This is a genomic window from Streptococcus sp. S784/96/1, assembly GCF_902729355.1.
GTDB classification, from domain to species: domain Bacteria; phylum Bacillota; class Bacilli; order Lactobacillales; family Streptococcaceae; genus Streptococcus; species Streptococcus caledonicus.
On record NZ_CACVCC010000004.1, the window covers coordinates 16,952 to 35,280 of the forward strand.

The 18,329-nt window shown below is 39.3% G+C and carries 15 protein-coding genes and 1 pseudogene; 1 reads left to right on the forward strand and 15 read right to left on the reverse strand.

What is annotated here, in order from left to right:
- Positions 1-41: 41 nt before the first annotated feature.
- From GZ996_RS02080 to GZ996_RS02110, 7 genes are all read right to left on the reverse strand, one after another.
- Complete coding sequence (locus GZ996_RS02080; protein WP_156805392.1) at positions 42-521, reverse strand: GNAT family N-acetyltransferase; 480 nt, start codon at positions 519-521, stop codon at positions 42-44.
- Entirely contained in the window at positions 514-1,842 is a 1,329-nt protein-coding gene (gene xseA / locus GZ996_RS02085) for an exodeoxyribonuclease VII large subunit (protein ID WP_162011222.1), read from the reverse strand. The genes GZ996_RS02080 and xseA overlap by 8 nt, the downstream gene beginning before the upstream one ends.
- 366 nt (positions 1,843-2,208) lie before the next feature.
- Positions 2,209-3,012, reverse strand: coding sequence for an MBL fold metallo-hydrolase (locus GZ996_RS02090; RefSeq protein WP_156805522.1), 804 nt, complete (start codon positions 3,010-3,012; stop codon positions 2,209-2,211).
- The gene (gene vicK / locus GZ996_RS02095) at positions 2,993-4,363 is read right to left on the reverse strand and encodes a cell wall metabolism sensor histidine kinase VicK (protein ID WP_156805394.1); all 1,371 of its coding nucleotides are present in this window, start codon (positions 4,361-4,363) and stop codon (positions 2,993-2,995) included. Before vicK ends, GZ996_RS02090 begins: the two co-directional genes overlap by 20 nt.
- Positions 4,356-5,066, reverse strand: coding sequence for a response regulator YycF (gene yycF / locus GZ996_RS02100; protein WP_156805395.1), 711 nt, complete (start codon positions 5,064-5,066; stop codon positions 4,356-4,358). The genes vicK and yycF overlap by 8 nt, the downstream gene beginning before the upstream one ends.
- 465 nt (positions 5,067-5,531) lie before the next feature.
- Complete coding sequence (locus tag GZ996_RS02105; protein WP_162011223.1) at positions 5,532-7,280, reverse strand: ABC transporter ATP-binding protein; 1,749 nt, start codon at positions 7,278-7,280, stop codon at positions 5,532-5,534.
- Positions 7,281-7,290: 10 nt separating this feature from the next.
- Positions 7,291-9,015, reverse strand: coding sequence for an ABC transporter ATP-binding protein (locus GZ996_RS02110; RefSeq protein ID WP_162011224.1), 1,725 nt, complete (start codon positions 9,013-9,015; stop codon positions 7,291-7,293).
- A gap of 520 nt (positions 9,016-9,535) precedes the next feature.
- Here GZ996_RS02110 and GZ996_RS12175 point away from each other — a divergent pair.
- Positions 9,536-10,004 (forward strand): annotated as a pseudogene (locus GZ996_RS12175) (transposase); the annotation flags it as partial.
- Between the two features lie 81 nt (positions 10,005-10,085).
- Here the strand turns inward: GZ996_RS12175 and GZ996_RS02120 are convergent.
- From GZ996_RS02120 to GZ996_RS02150, 8 genes are all read right to left on the reverse strand, one after another.
- Complete coding sequence (locus GZ996_RS02120; RefSeq protein ID WP_238386376.1) at positions 10,086-10,823, reverse strand: glucosaminidase domain-containing protein; 738 nt, start codon at positions 10,821-10,823, stop codon at positions 10,086-10,088.
- A gap of 120 nt (positions 10,824-10,943) precedes the next feature.
- Positions 10,944-11,558, reverse strand: coding sequence for a TIGR01906 family membrane protein (locus GZ996_RS02125; protein WP_156805398.1), 615 nt, complete (start codon positions 11,556-11,558; stop codon positions 10,944-10,946).
- Entirely contained in the window at positions 11,548-12,321 is a 774-nt protein-coding gene (locus tag GZ996_RS02130; RefSeq protein ID WP_162011226.1) for a TIGR01457 family HAD-type hydrolase, read from the reverse strand. The genes GZ996_RS02125 and GZ996_RS02130 overlap by 11 nt, the downstream gene beginning before the upstream one ends.
- Before the next feature lie 10 nt (positions 12,322-12,331).
- The gene (locus GZ996_RS02135) at positions 12,332-12,784 is read right to left on the reverse strand and encodes an 8-oxo-dGTP diphosphatase (RefSeq protein WP_162011227.1); all 453 of its coding nucleotides are present in this window, start codon (positions 12,782-12,784) and stop codon (positions 12,332-12,334) included.
- Positions 12,763-12,891, reverse strand: a complete 129-nt coding sequence (locus tag GZ996_RS12060; protein WP_274378774.1) for a hypothetical protein — start codon at positions 12,889-12,891, stop codon at positions 12,763-12,765. The genes GZ996_RS02135 and GZ996_RS12060 overlap by 22 nt, the downstream gene beginning before the upstream one ends.
- Positions 12,892-13,411: 520 nt before the next feature.
- Positions 13,412-15,199, reverse strand: a complete 1,788-nt coding sequence (locus GZ996_RS02140; RefSeq protein ID WP_162011228.1) for a glycoside hydrolase family 3 protein — start codon at positions 15,197-15,199, stop codon at positions 13,412-13,414.
- Between the two features lie 9 nt (positions 15,200-15,208).
- A complete protein-coding gene (locus tag GZ996_RS02145) occupies positions 15,209-16,012 on the reverse strand; it encodes an HAD family hydrolase (protein WP_162011229.1) in 804 nt (267 codons plus the stop codon).
- Between the two features lie 356 nt (positions 16,013-16,368).
- The gene (locus GZ996_RS02150) at positions 16,369-17,895 is read right to left on the reverse strand and encodes a beta-glucuronidase (RefSeq protein WP_443255847.1); all 1,527 of its coding nucleotides are present in this window, start codon (positions 17,893-17,895) and stop codon (positions 16,369-16,371) included.
- Positions 17,896-18,329: the final 434 nt, after the last annotated feature.

An 18,329-nucleotide genomic window follows, 5' to 3' on the forward strand; every position in this document is an offset into this window, starting at 1 on the left:
ACTAAACTGACATTTCCTTTCTAATAATTCTATCGAAATCCTTAATCATTATCTTTTTCCATAATGATTAAGTTTCCAAAACGACCTGGAAAATCTTCCCGCAATCGTTTAAATCCTAACTTCTCATACATCGCTTGAGCTGGTATATTAGCCACATTGACAGCTAAAATAAGACTATCACACACCTTACCTAAAACGTCTTCAATAAAATCAAAAATCAGTAACATGGCTTGACTGCTGTAACCCTTACGACGGTATCTATCATCAATGGACAAGGCTCTTAAAAGCACTCGCTTAGCGCTGTCATATCCGTAAGTTTCCGGACCACCCTCAAAATGCAAGGTAAAATAACCCACAATCTGATTTTCATTAAGCACGATAACAGGTTGACGTGACGACTCCATGAAACAATCCTCAATTGCCTCTCTTGGATGAGCTGTAAAGGTCGTATCACAAAGCTGATAATCCGATAAGTCTCCATGACTATTGATATCATATCTTTCTAAATGAATCTTAGACAATATTAACAACCTCAACTTCCAGCTGCCCATCTTTCATGAGAACATTAAGGGTATCACCTTTACTGACTTCCTTACTACTCGCAACTATCTGATGATTTTTTTGAACCATTGCATAGCCACGCGCAATAATTCTATTGGTATCCAGTGACAAAAGCGCATCTTGTGCCTTTTCAAATCGAGATAACTTGCTATCGTACTGGTTGGTCATGTGAGACTTAAGAAGTCGTTCCTGAACAGCCAAGCGCTCATAATAAGTGGTGAGTCTACCTTTCAAGTCCACCGCCAATAAACGCTGGTTTATCAAAGCTGATTTCTGCTGAGCTTGGCTCAATTGATTTTCAGTTTTTGTGACTAATCTCGTCGTTAATTTATCCAATTTCTGCACATAGCCATCGTAAAGACGTTCTGGCTGTCTAAAAATAACAGAATTTGAAAGTTTAAACACACGCTCTTGATTAAATTGAATACGCCGTAGTGTCGCTTGATAAGCCCTATTTTGTCGTTCTGCAAGCCATGATACAATATCCGATTTTGTTACAGGGGTTGCTAGCTCGGCTGCTGCTGTTGGAGTAGCTGCTCTGCGATCGGCGACGAAGTCTGCCAAAGTCGTATCAGTCTCGTGACCCACAGAAGATATCACTGGCAATCTGGACTCAAAAATCGCTTGAACGACTATCTCTTCATTGAAAGACCAGAGATCTTCAATGGAGCCACCACCACGACCAACAATCAGCAAGTCAAGGTCACTTCGTTCATTTGCCTTAGCAATATTTGTTGCCACTTCATGGGCACTTCCCTCCCCTTGAACCTTGGTTGGAAAAAGTAAAATCTCAACACCTGGGAACCGTCTGCTTACTGTCGTAATGATATCTCGGATTACAGCACCACTTGGACTGGTAATGACACCAATTTTTTTGACAAATTGTGGCAGAGCTTGTTTATGGCGATCATCAAAATAGCCAGCTTCAGATAATTTTTTCTTGAGTTGCTCAAATTGAACAGCTAAAGCACCAACACCATCAGGCTCTGCCTTTTCAATAATAATGGAGTAAGAGCCGCTTGGCGGATAAAGCTCAATGCGACCAATAACATTGACTTTCATGCCTTCTTCAAGGTCAAAGCCAAGTTTTTTGTAAATGCCACCCCACATAGTCGCTTGAATAACTGCTCCCTCATCCTTGAGTGAAAAATACTGATGGTTAGGACGACGGCGAAAGTTTGAGACCTCTCCTGTCAGATAGACACGCTCTAAATAAGGGTCACGGTCAATTTTCATTTTAAGATACTTAGTCAAACTTGTAACCGATAAATAATCCGACAACTTTCTCCCTTTCTAATACATCTTTTTTTGATAATACTGGAGTCATCCATCATGCTATAGTTAACTTGTTACGCCTATTCTTTTCTGAACGTCTCCCCTCTAATTATGGTAGGAAGTCATGTTGATCAGTTATGTTCTAGAATTACTTTTTAAATCATTGGACCTCAACTAGGATTTAAAAAGAGGTCGCTAAAAGACTAGGTAAAGCAAACTAACTAGGGCAACTAATTTAATATCTTAACAATTATACCAAAAATAGTCTAAAATAGTTATCTAGAAGTTGTTTTGTTTTTACGTTTTTTCTAAGAAAAAGAGGATGGAATCTTAACTGCCCAATCCTCAATTAGTTATATCGTGTAAAAAAATCTAAATCTGAGTCAACGGAGTTGCTGTATCTGGAGAGGTCTCTAAAATTTTAACCGTACGTTCAACATCAATATCTGCCTGTGCAAGATTGTTTTTAACAGTCAGGTGAGCTAATTCTTTGATATTATTTTCTTTAGATAAATGTCCCAGATAAATTTTTTGCGTTCTGTTACCCAAACTATCAATCATAGCCTGTGCTCCAGCTTCATTTGATAAATGCCCATAATCTGATAAGATGCGCTGTTTTGTTGACCAAGGATAAGAGCCTGCTCTCAAAATTTCAATATCATGATTGGCTTCAATAAGATAGGCGTCAGCATTTTCAATAATCCCTGACATCCGATCAGAAACATAGCCAGTATCTGTCAACATGACAAAACTCTTATCATCTTTCATGAAACGGTAAAATTGCGGAGCTACAGCATCATGACTAACCGCAAAACTCTCGATATCTATATCGTCAAAAGTGAGCACCTTTCCTGTCTCAAAAATATGTTTTTGACTCACATCAAGTTTACCTAGCATCTTGTCCATAGCTTGCCAAGTCTTACTATTAGCATAAACGTCTAAATTGTATTTACGGGCTAAAACACCGACACCGTGGATATGATCTTTGTGCTCATGAGTAACCAAAATAGCATCTAAATCCTCTGGTTTTCGATCAATTTCATCAAGTAAACTCACAATTTTCTTACCAGATAGACCCGCATCAACTAAAATACGTTTCTTTGGGGTTTCTAAGTAAAAGGAATTCCCGCTAGAGCCTGAAGCAAGGATACTATACTTAAACCCCTTTTCCGTCAGCATTGTCTTCGTAATCCTCCCAATCATCTAATTCTAGAACTTCTTTGTCATAAGGCAAAACAATTGTAAAGGTTGAACCCTTACCTTCCTCACTTTTAGCCCAAATGAAACCTTGGTGCTGTTTCACAATCTCTTTAGCAATTGATAGGCCTAAGCCTGTTCCACCTTGTGCACGACTTCTGGCTTTATCAACTCGATAAAAGCGGTCAAAAATCATCGGCAAATCCTTTTTAGGAATTCCTAATCCTTGGTCTGTAATAGAAACGATTAACTGACTATCCGTGGTTTTCATACTCACCTTAATCTGCCCACCATCAGGTGAATACTTGATTGCATTATTTAAAATATTTTCAATGACCTGTGTCATTTTATCATTATCAATTTCCATCCAAACAGATGTCAAGGGATAGTCACGAACAATCTCAAAATTCTTATCAGATGTTGTGTGTTGACTTTTAACTTTATCAAAGCGATTCAAAATAGACGTCATAAAAGCTGTAAAATTTGTCATTTCTACTTCTAACTGCACCGCTCCATTATCAATACGAGAGAGGTTAAGAAGGTCGGTAATCATACGCATCATGCGATTAGTCTCGTCTAAGGATACTTTGATAAATTGCGGAGCAACATCATCTTTTAGAGCCCCTTCATCAAGAGCCTCTAAATACGATTTTACCGAAGTTAATGGCGTTCGCAACTCGTGACTAACATTTGATACAAAAAGACGACGTTCACGCTCTTCTTTTTCTTGTTCTGTAACGTCATGCAATACCACAACCAATCCTGAAATAAAACCGGACTCACGACGATTAAGGGCAAATCGAAAACGTAAAGTGATGAATTCACCAAACTCATCACGTCGATTCACTAAAATATTAGGTGTTTTTGCAACTAAATCATGGTAAGAATAAGGATTATCACTGCCAAGGATATCCAAAATAGTCATTTTTAATGCTTGGTCCTTGGTCAAATTCAATTGCTTTTGGGCAGTCTCATTGATTGTAATAACGTTCCCACCACGATCTGTCGCTATAACCCCATCTGTCATATAAGCTAAAAGACTGGTCAATCGATCTTTTTCTTGCGATAAATTACCATGTGTTAGGCGTACCACCTCTGACAAATCACTAAGACTATTAGCTAAATCCTCTAAATCTGAATCAGCCTCAACCTCTAAAAGATCTGAGTAGTCTCCGTCAATCAGTGCATAAACGTTCTCAGTCAACTTCCGAATAACTTTGGATTGCCTATAATCACGGTAGGCTCCATAGAGAAGGTAGATGGCAGCAACTGCTAAAAGTAATAAAAGGAAACGTTCAAAAATGCCAAAATTATCTGTTAAATTAGTCATATGCTTTCATATAATAGCCGACACCTCGACGGGTTAGAATGTACTCTGGACGGCTAGGAATATCCTCTATTTTTTCACGAAGACGTCGTACGGTTACGTCAACAGTACGCACATCTCCAAAATAATCGTAGCCCCAAACGGTCTCCAGAAGATGCTCTCGTGTCATAACTTGTCCAATATGAGTTGCCAAGTGAAATAATAATTCGAACTCACGGTGAGTTAACTCCAGTTCTTGACCACGCTTATGTGCCACATAGGCATCTGGTAAAATTTCTAGCTCACCAATTTTCAAGAGACTCGATTTTTCCGAAGCATTTTCATCAGCAATTGCCAATTCAATATTTTCTGTTCGACGTAGGTGAGCTTTTACACGTGCCAAAAGTTCTCGATTTGAAAATGGCTTTGTCACATAATCATCCGCCCCAATTTCAAGACCAATGACTTTATCAAACTCACTATCCTTCGCAGAAAGCATGATAATAGGAATATGACTTGTTTTACGCACTTCTTTGGCCACTTCAAGTCCATCCAGCTCTGGCAACATTAAGTCCAAAATAATTAAATCAGGATCTTCCGTTGCAAATTGTGTAAGGGCCTCTCGTCCATCAAAAGCCGTGACAACTTCATACCCCTCCTTCGATAAATTAAATTTAATGATGTCTGAAATTGGTTTTTCATCATCAACAATAAGAATTTTTTTCATTGGTTACATTGACCTTTCTTTTAGGTTTGTTCTCATATCTGCGACTATTATAGCAAATTTGTCCATAAATAGAAACTTTCCGCTTTGAATCAAAACAAGGAATCAAATGATACTCATTAAAAATCAAAATTTGATAACTTAATTTACAATTTTTGGGGACAATTAGACTTATGTGGCAGGGACACAAGTGGCCTCCTAACGGAGTTCCATTGCTCATTTTCAAGCCTAAAATCTTGAAAATCCCCTCAACGACTGCTATATAGGCCAATCGTCTTTTTACCAAAGCAGCACTGTTTGTAACACATTCCCTAGGCCTACTCTTATCGTTTTACATCACATGAGGCAAGGTACCTATTTTCAGATTTTGAAATGAATTCAGTATTATCATAGTATGGTTATCACTTCATAATCCAAAAAAGCAGATTCCAACGATAGAATCTGCTTCTATAATAAATAATAAATGGATTAAACTGATACTCTTTGTTGGATTTGATGCATTTCGGCATAACGTCCACCTAATGCCAAGAGTTCTGCATGTGTTCCACGTTCAATAATCTGACCTGCATCCAAGACAAGAATTTGGTCTGCATTTTGAATGGTCGAAAGCCGGTGGGCGATAATAAAGGTTGTCCGCCCTTCTTTCACCACATCCATGGCACGCTGAATGATTTCTTCTGTCTCGGTATCAATGTGCGAGGTCGCTTCATCTAAGATTAAAATTTTAGGATCTGTAATCAAAGTTCTAGCAAAAGCAATCAACTGACGCTCTCCTGATGAGAAGGCGGAGCCTTTTTCAACTACTGGTTCATGGATACCTTTATCTAATCGCTCCACCATGTCTTTGGCTCCAACCTTTTCAAGACTGGTTAAAATCGCTTCATCAGATAACCCTTTATTTTCCATAGACACATTACTAGCAATGGTTCCTGTGAAAAGGTACGGGTCCTGCAACACAATCCCCATATAGCTCCTGAGACTTTCACGTGAAAAATGACGAATATCCTGTCCGTCAATCAGAACCTTTCCCTCTTGTGGGTCATAAAAACGATAGAGGAGATTCATGATAGACGATTTTCCTGAGCCTGTGTGTCCAACCAAGGCAACTGTCTCACCCGCCTTAGCATGAATGGTAATATCACGAAGCACCGCTTTTCCTTCCTCATAAGCAAAGGTTACATGGTCAAAGACGACATCACCATCTTCAACAAATAGCTGAGCGTCACCATCTGCTTCTTCTTGTTCTTCCAATAAATCAAGGACACGGCGTCCTGTCTCAAGTGAACGATGGATGTTTGGTAGCTGTCTTACCAACATTCCCAACAAATCAAATAAGGTCGTGATATAGTTGATATAGACAAAGAGACGACCTGGGGTGACTCCTAGATTTCCACCTAAAAATTGATAGCCAACCACTGTTAGAACACCTGAAATCACCATGTACTTGGCAAATTCTGTCAAAGTCCAAGAAGCGGTTGAATTGATTAAATGCATGCGATTATCTGCCGCCAACAATTTCCCAGAAGTCTTGTTAAAATCTTCCAAAACCTTTTCTTCTTGGTGGTAAAGTTGAATGAGACTCGCTCCGTTCATCGTTTCGTTGACTTGAGTATTGACCTCACTTCTGGCATCATAAAAGTCCTTCATCGGTTTATTAGTTGCTCGCCCGTACAACACCTGTAACCCATAAAAAAGAGGAATTAAAATAAGCATGTAAAGACCGATTGTCACATCCAATCGAATTAAAATCACGTAAATGGCAATAATCCGAATGATATTAAGAAAAATCATGGTCAACAGATTGCTATAGAATTGATTGCGTAGCGTCTCGGTATCATTGACAATCCGTGTCGCGATTTTCCCAGCAGGCTTGTCATCAAAATAAGAAATCGGTAGCCGCTGCATTTTATCAAAAGCTTGATTACGCAAGTAAGCCGTCACTAAAAAGGCACAGCGACTAAAAATGTATCGATCAAAATAGTAAAGAAATAACGACAGCACTGTCAGACCAGTATAGAGACTCATATACTTCATAAAAAGCGCTTGGTTGATAACCTTACCTTGGTCAAGAACTGTTAAACTACTATCAATGACTTGTTGCAAAACTAGGGGTGATAATTGACTGACTGCGGTTGCTAGCAAAAGCATAACAACACCAAGTGTAAAAAGACCTTTCACAACAGTTAATTGCTTCATTAAGTTTAATATTGTCTTCATTTTACACCTCCTATTCTGTTCCTTGTGCTTGCTGACGTTGGTATTGTTCAAAGTACCAGCCACCTAATTGAATAAGGTCATCAGGGGGCCCTTCTTCGACAATACGTCCATCATCCAAAACTAGAACCCAATCAGCATGTTGTATCGCAGATAGTCGGTGGGTAACGATAATATTTGTCTTACCAGCACGCTCTTTCTGGATATTTTGAATAATTTTCTTCTCCGTTCTGGCATCAACCGCTGATAACGAATCGTCTAATATCAAGAGTTCTGGGTCCTTGATAAAAGCACGCGCTAGGGAAATCCGTTGTTTCTGACCACCTGATATAGACACCCCACGTTCACCAATAGTTGTGGCTAGACCATTTGACATACGCTCCAAATCCTCTGTAAAGGCTGCGGTTTCAATAGCCTGATGAATAGTCATTTTGCCTGCATTTGTTTTTCCCATAGCAATGTTTTCACCAACAGAACGCGAAAAGAGGATGTGTTCCTGTGGCACATAGCCAATCAGCCCCTCTACACTTTTACGAGCATACTCTGTGATTGCTCTGCCATTTAACCCAAAACCACCAGAACCAACAGGGTATTGACGGAGAAACTGGCGCACCAGAGTCGTCTTACCTGACCCAGTCTTGCCGACAATACCAAGCGTTTGTCCTTTTTTTAGAGAAAAGCTGACGCTGTTAAGGCTAGCATGTGCTGCCTGAGGATAGGTAAAACTGTAATCTTTAAAGTGAGCCACTTCAAAGGCTTGCGCTTCTAACTCACCATCCACTTCCATATCGTCACTGGTCTCAATCAAGCCCTGTAATTTCTCAAAAGAGGTCCGTCCCGTCTGGTAAACCAGAACAAGCTCTGAAAGCATAGAAATCGGTTCTGTCAATGAGACCGTATAAAGCTGCATCGCCAATACTTGACCAACCGTCATACTGCCGTCTGCGACAAATTGTGTTCCCAAAAGCAAGGTAATCAAAGTCGTTGCCCCAAACATGAGGGTATAGATAGGATTGTAAAGTGCCGTCACTCGCACCAAGCGATTTTCTCTGTCAACCAAATCCTGAGTTTTCTGACGAAAACGGGCAGCCTGCAAGTCCTTACGACTGTAAGCACGCATGACACGCACTCCTTCGATTGCCTCCACCACCTCATTACTGAGATTGGCCACAGCCTCACGATTATCATCAAAAAGGCTATCTGTTTTCCGACTGATAAAATAAATGACTGATGATAAGACAATGACTGGTAAGAGGGCAGCTAAAGTAATTTGCCAAGACATGGCAAACATGACTGGAATGATAAAAAGCAACATCCCTCCAGCATACAAGACCGTCATCAAACCATAGCCCACCAAATCCTGCAACATCTCCACATCAGACGAGAAGCGTGTCATCATATCACCTGAGCGAAATTTTTCATAAAATGGCGTCCGCATGGAAACCAATTTTTTAAAGGCATTTTGCTGCAAATCAAACTTAAATCGACTGGCCTGCTGAAAGATTTTCAAACTCCAAAAGAAGGCTGTCACATAACTTACCACTGTGGCTCCAACCAAAATCCCGATATTCAACCAAAGATTACTTTTTGTCAGACTCCCTGTCGTCATCAAATCAATCAATCGTTGAATAATCTGAGTCGGAACCACCAAACTGGCATCGTAAATAATCAAGACAAGACCTACTAAGACATATAGCCATTTGTGGTCTTTAATATATTTTCCAACTAATTTAAACATCCTATCTCCAAAAACATTTTTCTTTTTATAGACTAACTATTTTTCTAACCCAACAATTCTATATACTACATTTTCTCCACCTACATCATTTTTCTTTCTTGGTATTGGTTTCAGGACACACAAAAAAACCTATGGACATACTCCTTCCATAGGCCTTTAGTCTTTTTTACAACAAAAAATAAACTAACGAGACTGACTAGAAAGGAGAGATTTATTAACTTTTTGTGTGAATACGTTGTTCATTGTTAAGTTCTCCTTTCATAAATATGTTATCAGTTTAGCATGAATTTATATTTTTGTAAAGATGGTTTTTATTTTTTTGACAAAATAAGACTAGGCAACTAGACTAAATCGAATAATTACCATTTTTTATCATTCCATTCTGCCCGACCCCAATCAAATTCATTGTGACGAACACCATCATCTTCCCAATCTGCAAATAACTCCTGTATTGTTGTTGGCTTTTGAATTTCAGGAGTTAAACTAATTGATTTATCTTTTACAGATACAGAAAACTTTTGGCTATCATGCGACTAAAATCCATTATTACAGCTTGAAATTTTCAATTCTTGTCAGCGATAGTAGGTTTCCTATTGATTATGTTGTCACACCCGCATCTATTTATGATGGCGATGTTGCTTTGGAGCTACTTGAAAATAGCCTCTTTCCAATCATTTATGGAGATAAAGGCAGAGTTAGCAGACTGCGGTATCCAGTTAATTTCTCAACTCAGAAAAAACATGATGGGTTATTCATGGCTAGAAAATTATAAAATCAGTAGATTGAGGAAACCATCAGAGACCGTATTTTCTAGTTTAGAGCAGTTTGGAATTGAATCTTTACGTTGCCGAAACATTCAAGCGCTCAAATTTAAGACAGAGGCAATATTACTTATCTATTCTCTTTTGCTCAAAAGCAGTCATGCTGATTTTGGGATCAGTCTAACTATTCCCTTATTAACTAGAACAACGGATATTAATAAGTTTTAGTGACTTCCAAAAGTGAGCTAGCTGAATTTCTAATTCAAAAAGAGAGTGACTTCCCACTCTCTTTTGGATTTATGTTATGTTTTATTGCGCTTGACCAATGTGAATCGCCCAAGCGTGATCAATATCAAGGATTTCTTGAGTGGTGTATTGACGACGGTAGTTGTTCCATACTAAGCCACCAGCAACCACACTACTTTCACCATTTGACGCTTGCATAGTATCATATTGTGTCAGATTGTGCAGTTCAATAATAGCATTCAACTTGTTTGCATAACTTGTATCAGTCGCATAAGTTCCTGTTAGGGCTTGCGTTGCGTCAGCATAGCTCAATGTATTTGAACGCCACGCTCCACTAAAGTAATCTTGTTTGACAACACCAACATAATCCTGCAAGGATTCATGATAGCTTGGATAGCTACGGAAATGAGATAAAATCGTATAAGCATTTCCTGCACCATCATCTTCCCAAGTCTCCATTTGGACAGCTTGACCTTGGTAACTTCCTTTTATTCCAAAAAGATTGTGATGCGGAGAAGCACCTAACCCTGATAACCCATAGTTACTTTCATGAATCGCTTGCGCAATCATAACAGATGGGTATAAATCATTAGCATTTGCTAGTACTTGAGCTGAACCTGCGATAGAATCAATAAATTGTTGTCTATAGTCAACGACACCATATTCATTTGCCTCTGAGTTTTGAGTAAGACTCTTACCAAAAGCGAAAAGACACACGGCTAAAATACCTAATGTCAACGCCATGATTACTGGTACAGGGTCTTTCTTACTCGCCTTACGGGCTTTATTTTTTAAATACATTTTTTTCTCCTTATCGTCCATATTGGTATTATAAAACACCTTTCTCAAACAAACAAGACACTTAATGTTACAAATTAGAGACAAATGTTGACTAAATCAAGACAACTCAAATATAAAGGGTCAAAAATTAGTGATTTTCCGACACCAAAAATAGGTTCCTAACATGATGCCTTCATACAGCGCAAAAAAGAGGATGAAGCAATGCAAAAAGAACGTTTCTGGTAGAACCCAAATGATAGGGTCAGTTGCTGGATTGAAAAGCCATGAGCTATCTCCTGGGAACAGAACCTGATGAAACAGTGTAAAGAAATTCTCAAACCCAATCATCACTCCCATCAGACCAACAACTACTGGCACAAGTGCTGCTCCTAAAAAGACTTTTTGATGGAAAACTTTGTCTTTACCTTTGAAAAATAGTAGAGCAGGGACGATTGTCAATACCGCAATGATTTGAGCCAGATGAAAAAGCAGTTTCACATCTGCAAAGTGCTTGAGCCCACTCGCTGATGACGGAAAATCTGGCATAGCTAGCACCTGTGAAAAGGGACTAGTCAGATAAACCATAAGGACATTAAAATTATGCAACAGCTCTGCTTTGGTGATGATGACTTGATTCGTCAGTTTCATCCAATCAACTTCCAAGGGATAAAGGAGCCAGGCTCCGTAAATCGTCCCCAGCACTGCCATTGCCAAAAGCCAAATAACAGTAAGATAAGCGTAGAATCTAGTTTTCATCAAATGACCACTCCGCTAGGCTTTCTAAGACATGGGTCGGTGCAGTCGGTAAGGTCGGCACGTCTTCTTTTGCCGTAAACCCTGTCAAGACAAGGAGGGTATCAATGCCGTTTTGGATGCCAGCCATGATGTCTGTTAGGTAATTGTCACCAACCATAACGGCTTCTGCTTTTTCAACACCAAGACGAGCTAATGCTTTGTCCATAATGATGGCGTCTGGTTTTCCAATAATAGCTGGTTTGACACGGGTCGCTGCTTCGAGAAGGGCAATCAAGGAGCCTGCTCCCGGTAAAAGACCACGCTCTGTTGGAATATTGAGGTCAGGATTGGTACCAATAAAATGCGCCCCTTTTTGTATAGCGAGGGTCGCCGTTACAAATTTTTCATAATCAACTGCCCAATCCAAGCCAACCACAACAAAGGCTGGATTTTCAGTATCTTCTACAAAACCAGCTTCATAAATGGCTGATTTGAGCCCTTCTTCCCCGATAATATAAACGGTATTGCCAAGATTAGCATCTTTCATGTAATCAACCGTCGCCAGCGTCGCCGTATAAACCGTTTCAAGTGGTGTCTCAATCTCAAACTTGTCACGGAGCATGGCTTGTACCTGCTCTGGCGTGCGCGTAGTGTTATTGGTCACCAGCATATAGGGAATCTCACGCGCCTGCAAGTCTCGGAGAAACTGCTCCCCAGCAGGAATGCGGTCGCTCCCTTTATAAATCGTTCCGTCTAAATCAATTAAATATCCTTTGTATGTCATCTTAGCTCCTTTATAAATTTTTCCATTCCCAGTTGTCATCTTCTAAATAATAGTAATTCTCAGAAAGCGCCTCATCTTCAAAAATTGACAGCATCACATCGAAACCATCTGCCAACTGATACTGCTCCAATTCAGAACGTTTTACCCAGAAAACGTCACCTTCCTCAGAGGACTTAAGTTGTCCAGAAAAAGTATCCGTTTTGTACAAGAAAACAATATAACGATAACCTTCCGGCATGGTGAACTGCTGATGTCCACACAGTTTAAGATCAGAAACGACTAAACCCGTCTCTTCATAAACTTCACGGACTGTTGAAGCAACAAAAGACTCATTTGGTTCAATATGGCCTCCAGGAAAACAAATCCCTGGCCAATCATCCGATTTTCTAGCCATTACCAATATCTTATCATCATCGCTAACCATACACATATTAGCCAGAATCACACGTTCCTCTCTGGACATTCTTGATCCTTTTTATCAATTACATAGATTTCTGTAGAACCATCCGCCCAACCAATAATGGTTGCTCTGGCTATTTTTCGCTTGTTCTTTTTAATGCGTTTTGTCATCTTAGTCAAATACCGTTTCCAAACATGTTGATTCTACTACTGTACAGCTTCTATTTTGTAGTCATAACCGTTTGGCGTAGCAGTTTCTTAAAATGGTTACGAGTCAATTATACCATAAGAGCTAGAAACAACAAAGGTAGCTTGCTCTAACATCTAGGATACACAACACATGAAGAAAAGGCATGTACTCATTTTCTGACTACATACCTTTTTAAAATATTTTTACACTTTCGACATTTCAAGATGAATAATTCCCCGTTTTCATCATTAATTATAGCAAATATCGCTATAAAAGTTCCAGCCTAAGCTTAGAAAAAGGAGAGTTATGGGAAATCAATACTTCTAAATTTCAACTTCTGTCCAATCTCAGATAATATTTTCCTTTGCTCCGACAATCAACTAAAAAACGAATAAATGATTAAAAGTTTTCAATATCTAGGTATCATCACTCGTTTTTTTACTATTATTTTTATCATTCATACCTTCTAAATAACTTTTCCAAAAAAAGCTTGTTAGAATATTATTTTCTCCAAATATGCGTGTCAATCAAGCCACAATAAGCATCAACTGGTGATACACCTGTAAAGTCGGATTCTCCCGATAATTTCTTAACTAAGGCTTCCATTGTACTTGGCATACCATCGTAAGCATTGATATAAGTTCCAACTTGTGGCATATCTGCAAGGGCAAATGGATGTTGCACTGAAACAACAATGGTTGGGACTTCGTGAACATAGAATGGCTGATCTGGCGTTCCTTTAGCAGCTGGCCAAATGATACGTTGTGTTGTTCCACCAGAATTGACATCCACAAGGTTGATAATCAAATCATAATTATCGGTGATTTGTGAAATAGGACGTTTAGATGCATAAACATTTTGAATGGCTGCTGGATGTTCTTCTTCTGGCAATTTTTTGATGCGTTCTTCAGTATTTTCCCAGATAGAAACCTCATGTCCACGCGCTTCAAGAAGCTCTTTAAGCGTATCTGATGCCCGTTTTTTACCTGAGTTAATTAGGGCTCCAAAGCCACCTTTATAACCGTCCACTTCTACTAACAAGATACGTTTGTAGCGTTCTGGGGTCACTGGGAAAATACCTTCTTGTTTTGCTTTAACAAGCGTAATTGCTTTATCAGAAACCTCTGAAGCAATCGTCTTAGCTTCATCAGTACCAATCAATGCCAACGCTTCTTCCCTTGGAAGCATGATATCTTCACGACGACCTTCAAAGGTATGAAGCCCCAATTTTGCCTTGAGACCTAGTGTACGACGAAGAGCATCATGAAGGCGTTCATCTGTCAACAAACCATTTTCATAGCCTTCTTTCATCCACTGCAAATCTTCATCTGGATCATTAAAGAATAAGAAGAGGTCACAACCTGCTTCAATAGCTGTAGGTAATAGTTCGCGACGTGGTAAGGACGCCGTCATCCCAACCATGTGCGAGGCATCCGTAACGATTGCTCCATTGTAGCCTAACTCTCCACGCAAAAGTTCATCAAGAAGCGTTTTATTAAGCGAAGCAGGAAGCATATCATCCAAGTCACGTTCTGGGTGCATTTCCTTTTCAACATTAGGCAAGTGAATATGCCCAGCCATGATTCCTGGAAGTCCCGCTTCTGCCATTTCACCATAAATACGACCAAAGGTTTCCATCCATTCTGCTTTGGTCATCGGATTTGCCGCATAAGAAAGGTGATGATCACGCTCATCAATACCGTCACCTGGGAAATGTTTGGCAAACGGCATAATACCATGTTCCATGATACCACGCATGTATTCCTTAGAAAGTGTCAACACTTGTTCAACATCTGCCCCCCAAGTACGGTTAGCAATAATAGGATTACGCCAGTTTCGACTTAAATCCATAATCGGTGCAAACGACGCATTGCAGCCAACCGCTGAGGCTTCAAGCCCTGCAATACGACCAAGTTCGTAAGCGTACTTTGGATCGTTAGTAGCAGCAATTTTCACTTCATCACCAATTTTTGTACCATCTGTTATAGCACCATTACCACCAGACTCCGTGTTCGCTGCAATAAGCAATGGAATTTTTGACTTGGTTTGTAAAATGTAGTTTTGGTCCCAAATGTCTGCTGCAGGTCCAGGTGCATAACGTACTGCGCCAATCTTATAGTCATTAAGCACACCTGTCAAATATTCTTCGGTACGTAATCCCCCCATATTGACAAAGAGCTGACCAATTTTTTCATCCAAGGTCATATTAGCAATGGTTTCTTCCACCCATGCAATAGCTTTTTCATCTAAGTTATAAGGTTTTTTTGTTAAATCTACTAAATGTGTCATAATATTCTCCTATGCTAAATTATTCCAAAAATTAGAATGATACATTTCTTGGTCTACAGATGTCAATTTCCCTTCAGCAAAAGCATCTGCTACTTCATCAGCTAAAAGTTTCCAAGACTCAGCTTCTTTTCCAACAAGAATCGGATAAAACGCAACGCCATTTTGTTCAGCAGCCGCCAAATCTCCCGGAGAATCACCAATCATCATCATGCGATTCGGATCATACCCTTGATTGATGAGTTCAGCAATCACATCCTCTTTCTTACCTCGATCCTGACAATACAAATCATCTATATGGGGCATTAGGCCCTGTTCAACCCACTCTTCTTCAACTGCTTCCTTATTAGCTGAGCTAACCACAAAAACACGACCTAATGCGTGTAATTTTTGTAAGCCTGCAAGAGTTCCTTCAAATGCCAAAGCATCACCATCATAGGATTTGATTTGACGATTGACTTCATTAGACCATTCTAAAGCTTTTTTTAAATCATCTGATGGATTCTGAGAAAGCGCTGCTTCTAAGCTAGCATTTGAGAGCGAACTCGTCGTCTCTACCCATTGTTTCAAGTGTTCAATATTGCCAACACCTGCAAATTCAAGTCCCATAACAAGTCCAACAAAACGGTTGACACCTCTCGTTTTAGAAAAAAGGTTAACACGGTCCCACTCTGCCAAAAAGGCATCTCTGTCTTTCACCTCAAAAACATCCGCTGCAATCGGACCAAAGAAAAGCTGGTGCTTATAAGTCATGGTATCCATTGCACAACCATCAGAATCTACACAAAAAACAACAGTCTCTAATTTGCTTGACATCAAATCCCTCCTAAACTCTAAATCATCTGATGATTTAATTATATCAAAACAAGAAAAAGCTGTCAATATAAAACATTAGATAAAAAAGGTTAAAAGTCGTATGACCTTTAACCCGATATTTATACTTAACAAAAATCAAAAATTACTTTTTTGATTCTTTATAAAAAGGTGCGGACGCAAGCAACCTCCTACGGAGTTTCATTGCTACTTTTTGAGCCTAGGTCTCAAAAAGTCCGTTCTTATCAAGAGTAAACTCTTGATAAGAATACCACCATGGCGAAAGAAGCTCAGGAAAATCAAGCCATTTATTGATGCTTTATTTTACTTAAACTGCTAATTTTGATTTTGGATGAGTATTAAAGTATGATAAATGCACAAGAGGTTTTGGGGATAACAATTTCTCCAGCTTCCACTTTATTAGCTACAATTTCTGGTAATTGATTTTCTGATGTTAATTCTAAAACCTTACCATTTAAAGTCATTTGCCTTGCACGTTTGTCCTTGTTCTCACCTTCTAGTAAATAAAGCTCTGCTTCTTTGTCCAGCTTAATAACCGTATCATTGACTTCTGAATTATTGATAATAAGGTAAGCTTTACCTTGTCTACCATCTTTTCTAGAATGCACAAAAATATGTGCCCCTTCTTGAATCTCAAAACCACTATCAAAAACTTCTGTCCCCATCAATCGGTTCCAAAGAAGAACAGCAAAATAGTTTGGACGAGGGTCAAACACCTCACGAGCAAGGTAACCATAATCAGACGAAGCTAAAGTATTGTGGAAAATAACGCCATTTGCAAGAGTAGCAAAGCTACCTAATTCATTAAGAGTACGGAAAACATCTAAGAAAGTCGAAGCCCAAGTATTGCCACCACCACCAGCATCTCCAGATTCAGTGACCCACATTTCTGCATTAGGGACATATCTATCTCTTAAAGGAAGGTAGGTCCTACAAAAATCAGAAGCAACTTCTAAATAATCTTCAGTGAGTGCCTCCTCAGGTGACCAATGCCCACTAGGTATAACAGAAGCCAAACGTTCAGAAACACCATTGTAATAGTGGTATGAAAAGATATCGAGTGGTACTTGAGTCCCTTCCATCAAATCAGAGCAATTAACGATTTGTCGCGCAACTTGTTCAATACCACCTGCTCCTTGTTCATCTTTTTTACCAAAAACAACATTGTCTCCACCAGTAGTGCTTGGACCGACCTTTAAACAATCTGGGTAATTAACCTCCAACCAACTAAAGAAAATATCTTGATCACGACGATAATGCTGCGCAGTGTAGCCTTCTGGAAAACCTGTATCTTCTAACATATTAGGTTCATTAGTAAATTCAACAGCTTCGATAGGTACACCATAAGATTGACTGAGTGAAAAGATTTTCTCAGCCTCTCCAGGATGCCAAGGTTCTTCGGCTGAATGTAATCCTGGACAATTTGCCATTGAAATCATAAGTTTGCCGTTGATGGATTTCACAAAATCAAGAACGCCAATCCACTGCTCTTTGGTTAAAACATTGAGATAGCCTTTCGGAACTTCCCCCTGATACTGCCCTTCAAAATCATAATAGGTTTTAGTAGACCAGGTACCAGAAACACGAACCCAAGCTTGTCCCAACTCCTTAGACAAATAGCGAAGCTTTTCATCATACAGATTAATTGGTGAATAAACCTGCATCAAATCCTTGTACATAGCTGCAATACCATCTTCTGATGGCTCTACGTAAAATTCTTCTTCGCCAGAAATCTGTTTATCAGAATAAGCTTTCCAAAATGTTCCACCTGTTACCTCTGCAAACTCAACATTATAAGAGACCAAGAGTGGGTTGATATCTCGAAGTTTTTTTAAACTGTCTGGCTTAAGTGCAATTATTTCCATTATGTAACCCCTTTTATTCTGTGTGATCATTTCGATTTTATTTAGTGATTTTTTTCCTAATGTGGTGTGGGAGCCCTTTGGAGGCGGGAAATTAAGTTAACAAAGTCAGTGTCAAGGCCTCCTACCGAGTTCCATTTCTTCTTGGCAATCCTAATTCTCCTCGCGCTCTCATTTTAAGCTCCGACTGAAAACTGTCCACTGGACATTTTCACTCTCTCGAACAATTAAAACTTAACCATTTTAGTGTTTTCACCATTACGGAAAGTGCTAGTTGTTGCGACTTCATCGCTCGTAAGGATTGCAGAAAATATAGTATATGATACATGATGAAGCAATCATATGTAAATGAGAAATAAAATGTAACTAATCTTAGGGTTGCTGACTATTTTTAAACTAAATGACTATATTGTAAAAAGAGCGAGAAAAACGACTGA

What these genes read in the sequence shown, in the direction of transcription:
- GZ996_RS02110 (WP_162011224.1), bottom strand. Translation starts at nt 9,015, where the DNA reads ATGTTTAAATTAGTTGGAAAATATATTAAAGACCACAAATGGCTATAT.
- GZ996_RS02145 (WP_162011229.1), bottom strand. Translation starts at nt 16,012, where the DNA reads ATGTCAAGCAAATTAGAGACTGTTGTTTTTTGTGTAGATTCTGATGGT.
- GZ996_RS02135 (WP_162011227.1), bottom strand. Translation starts at nt 12,784, where the DNA reads ATGTCCAGAGAGGAACGTGTGATTCTGGCTAATATGTGTATGGTTAGC.
- GZ996_RS02125 (WP_156805398.1), bottom strand. Translation starts at nt 11,558, where the DNA reads ATGAAAACTAGATTCTACGCTTATCTTACTGTTATTTGGCTTTTGGCA.
- GZ996_RS02130 (WP_162011226.1), bottom strand. Translation starts at nt 12,321, where the DNA reads ATGACATACAAAGGATATTTAATTGATTTAGACGGAACGATTTATAAA.
- GZ996_RS02150 (WP_443255847.1), bottom strand. Translation starts at nt 17,895, where the DNA reads ATGGAAATAATTGCACTTAAGCCAGACAGTTTAAAAAAACTTCGAGAT.
- GZ996_RS02120 (WP_238386376.1), bottom strand. Translation starts at nt 10,823, where the DNA reads ATGTATTTAAAAAATAAAGCCCGTAAGGCGAGTAAGAAAGACCCTGTA.
- GZ996_RS02140 (WP_162011228.1), bottom strand. Translation starts at nt 15,199, where the DNA reads ATGACACATTTAGTAGATTTAACAAAAAAACCTTATAACTTAGATGAA.
- vicK (WP_156805394.1), bottom strand. Translation starts at nt 4,363, where the DNA reads ATGACTAATTTAACAGATAATTTTGGCATTTTTGAACGTTTCCTTTTA.
- yycF (WP_156805395.1), bottom strand. Translation starts at nt 5,066, where the DNA reads ATGAAAAAAATTCTTATTGTTGATGATGAAAAACCAATTTCAGACATC.
- GZ996_RS12060 (WP_274378774.1), bottom strand. Translation starts at nt 12,891, where the DNA reads ATGACAAAACGCATTAAAAAGAACAAGCGAAAAATAGCCAGAGCAACC.
- GZ996_RS02105 (WP_162011223.1), bottom strand. Translation starts at nt 7,280, where the DNA reads ATGAAGACAATATTAAACTTAATGAAGCAATTAACTGTTGTGAAAGGT.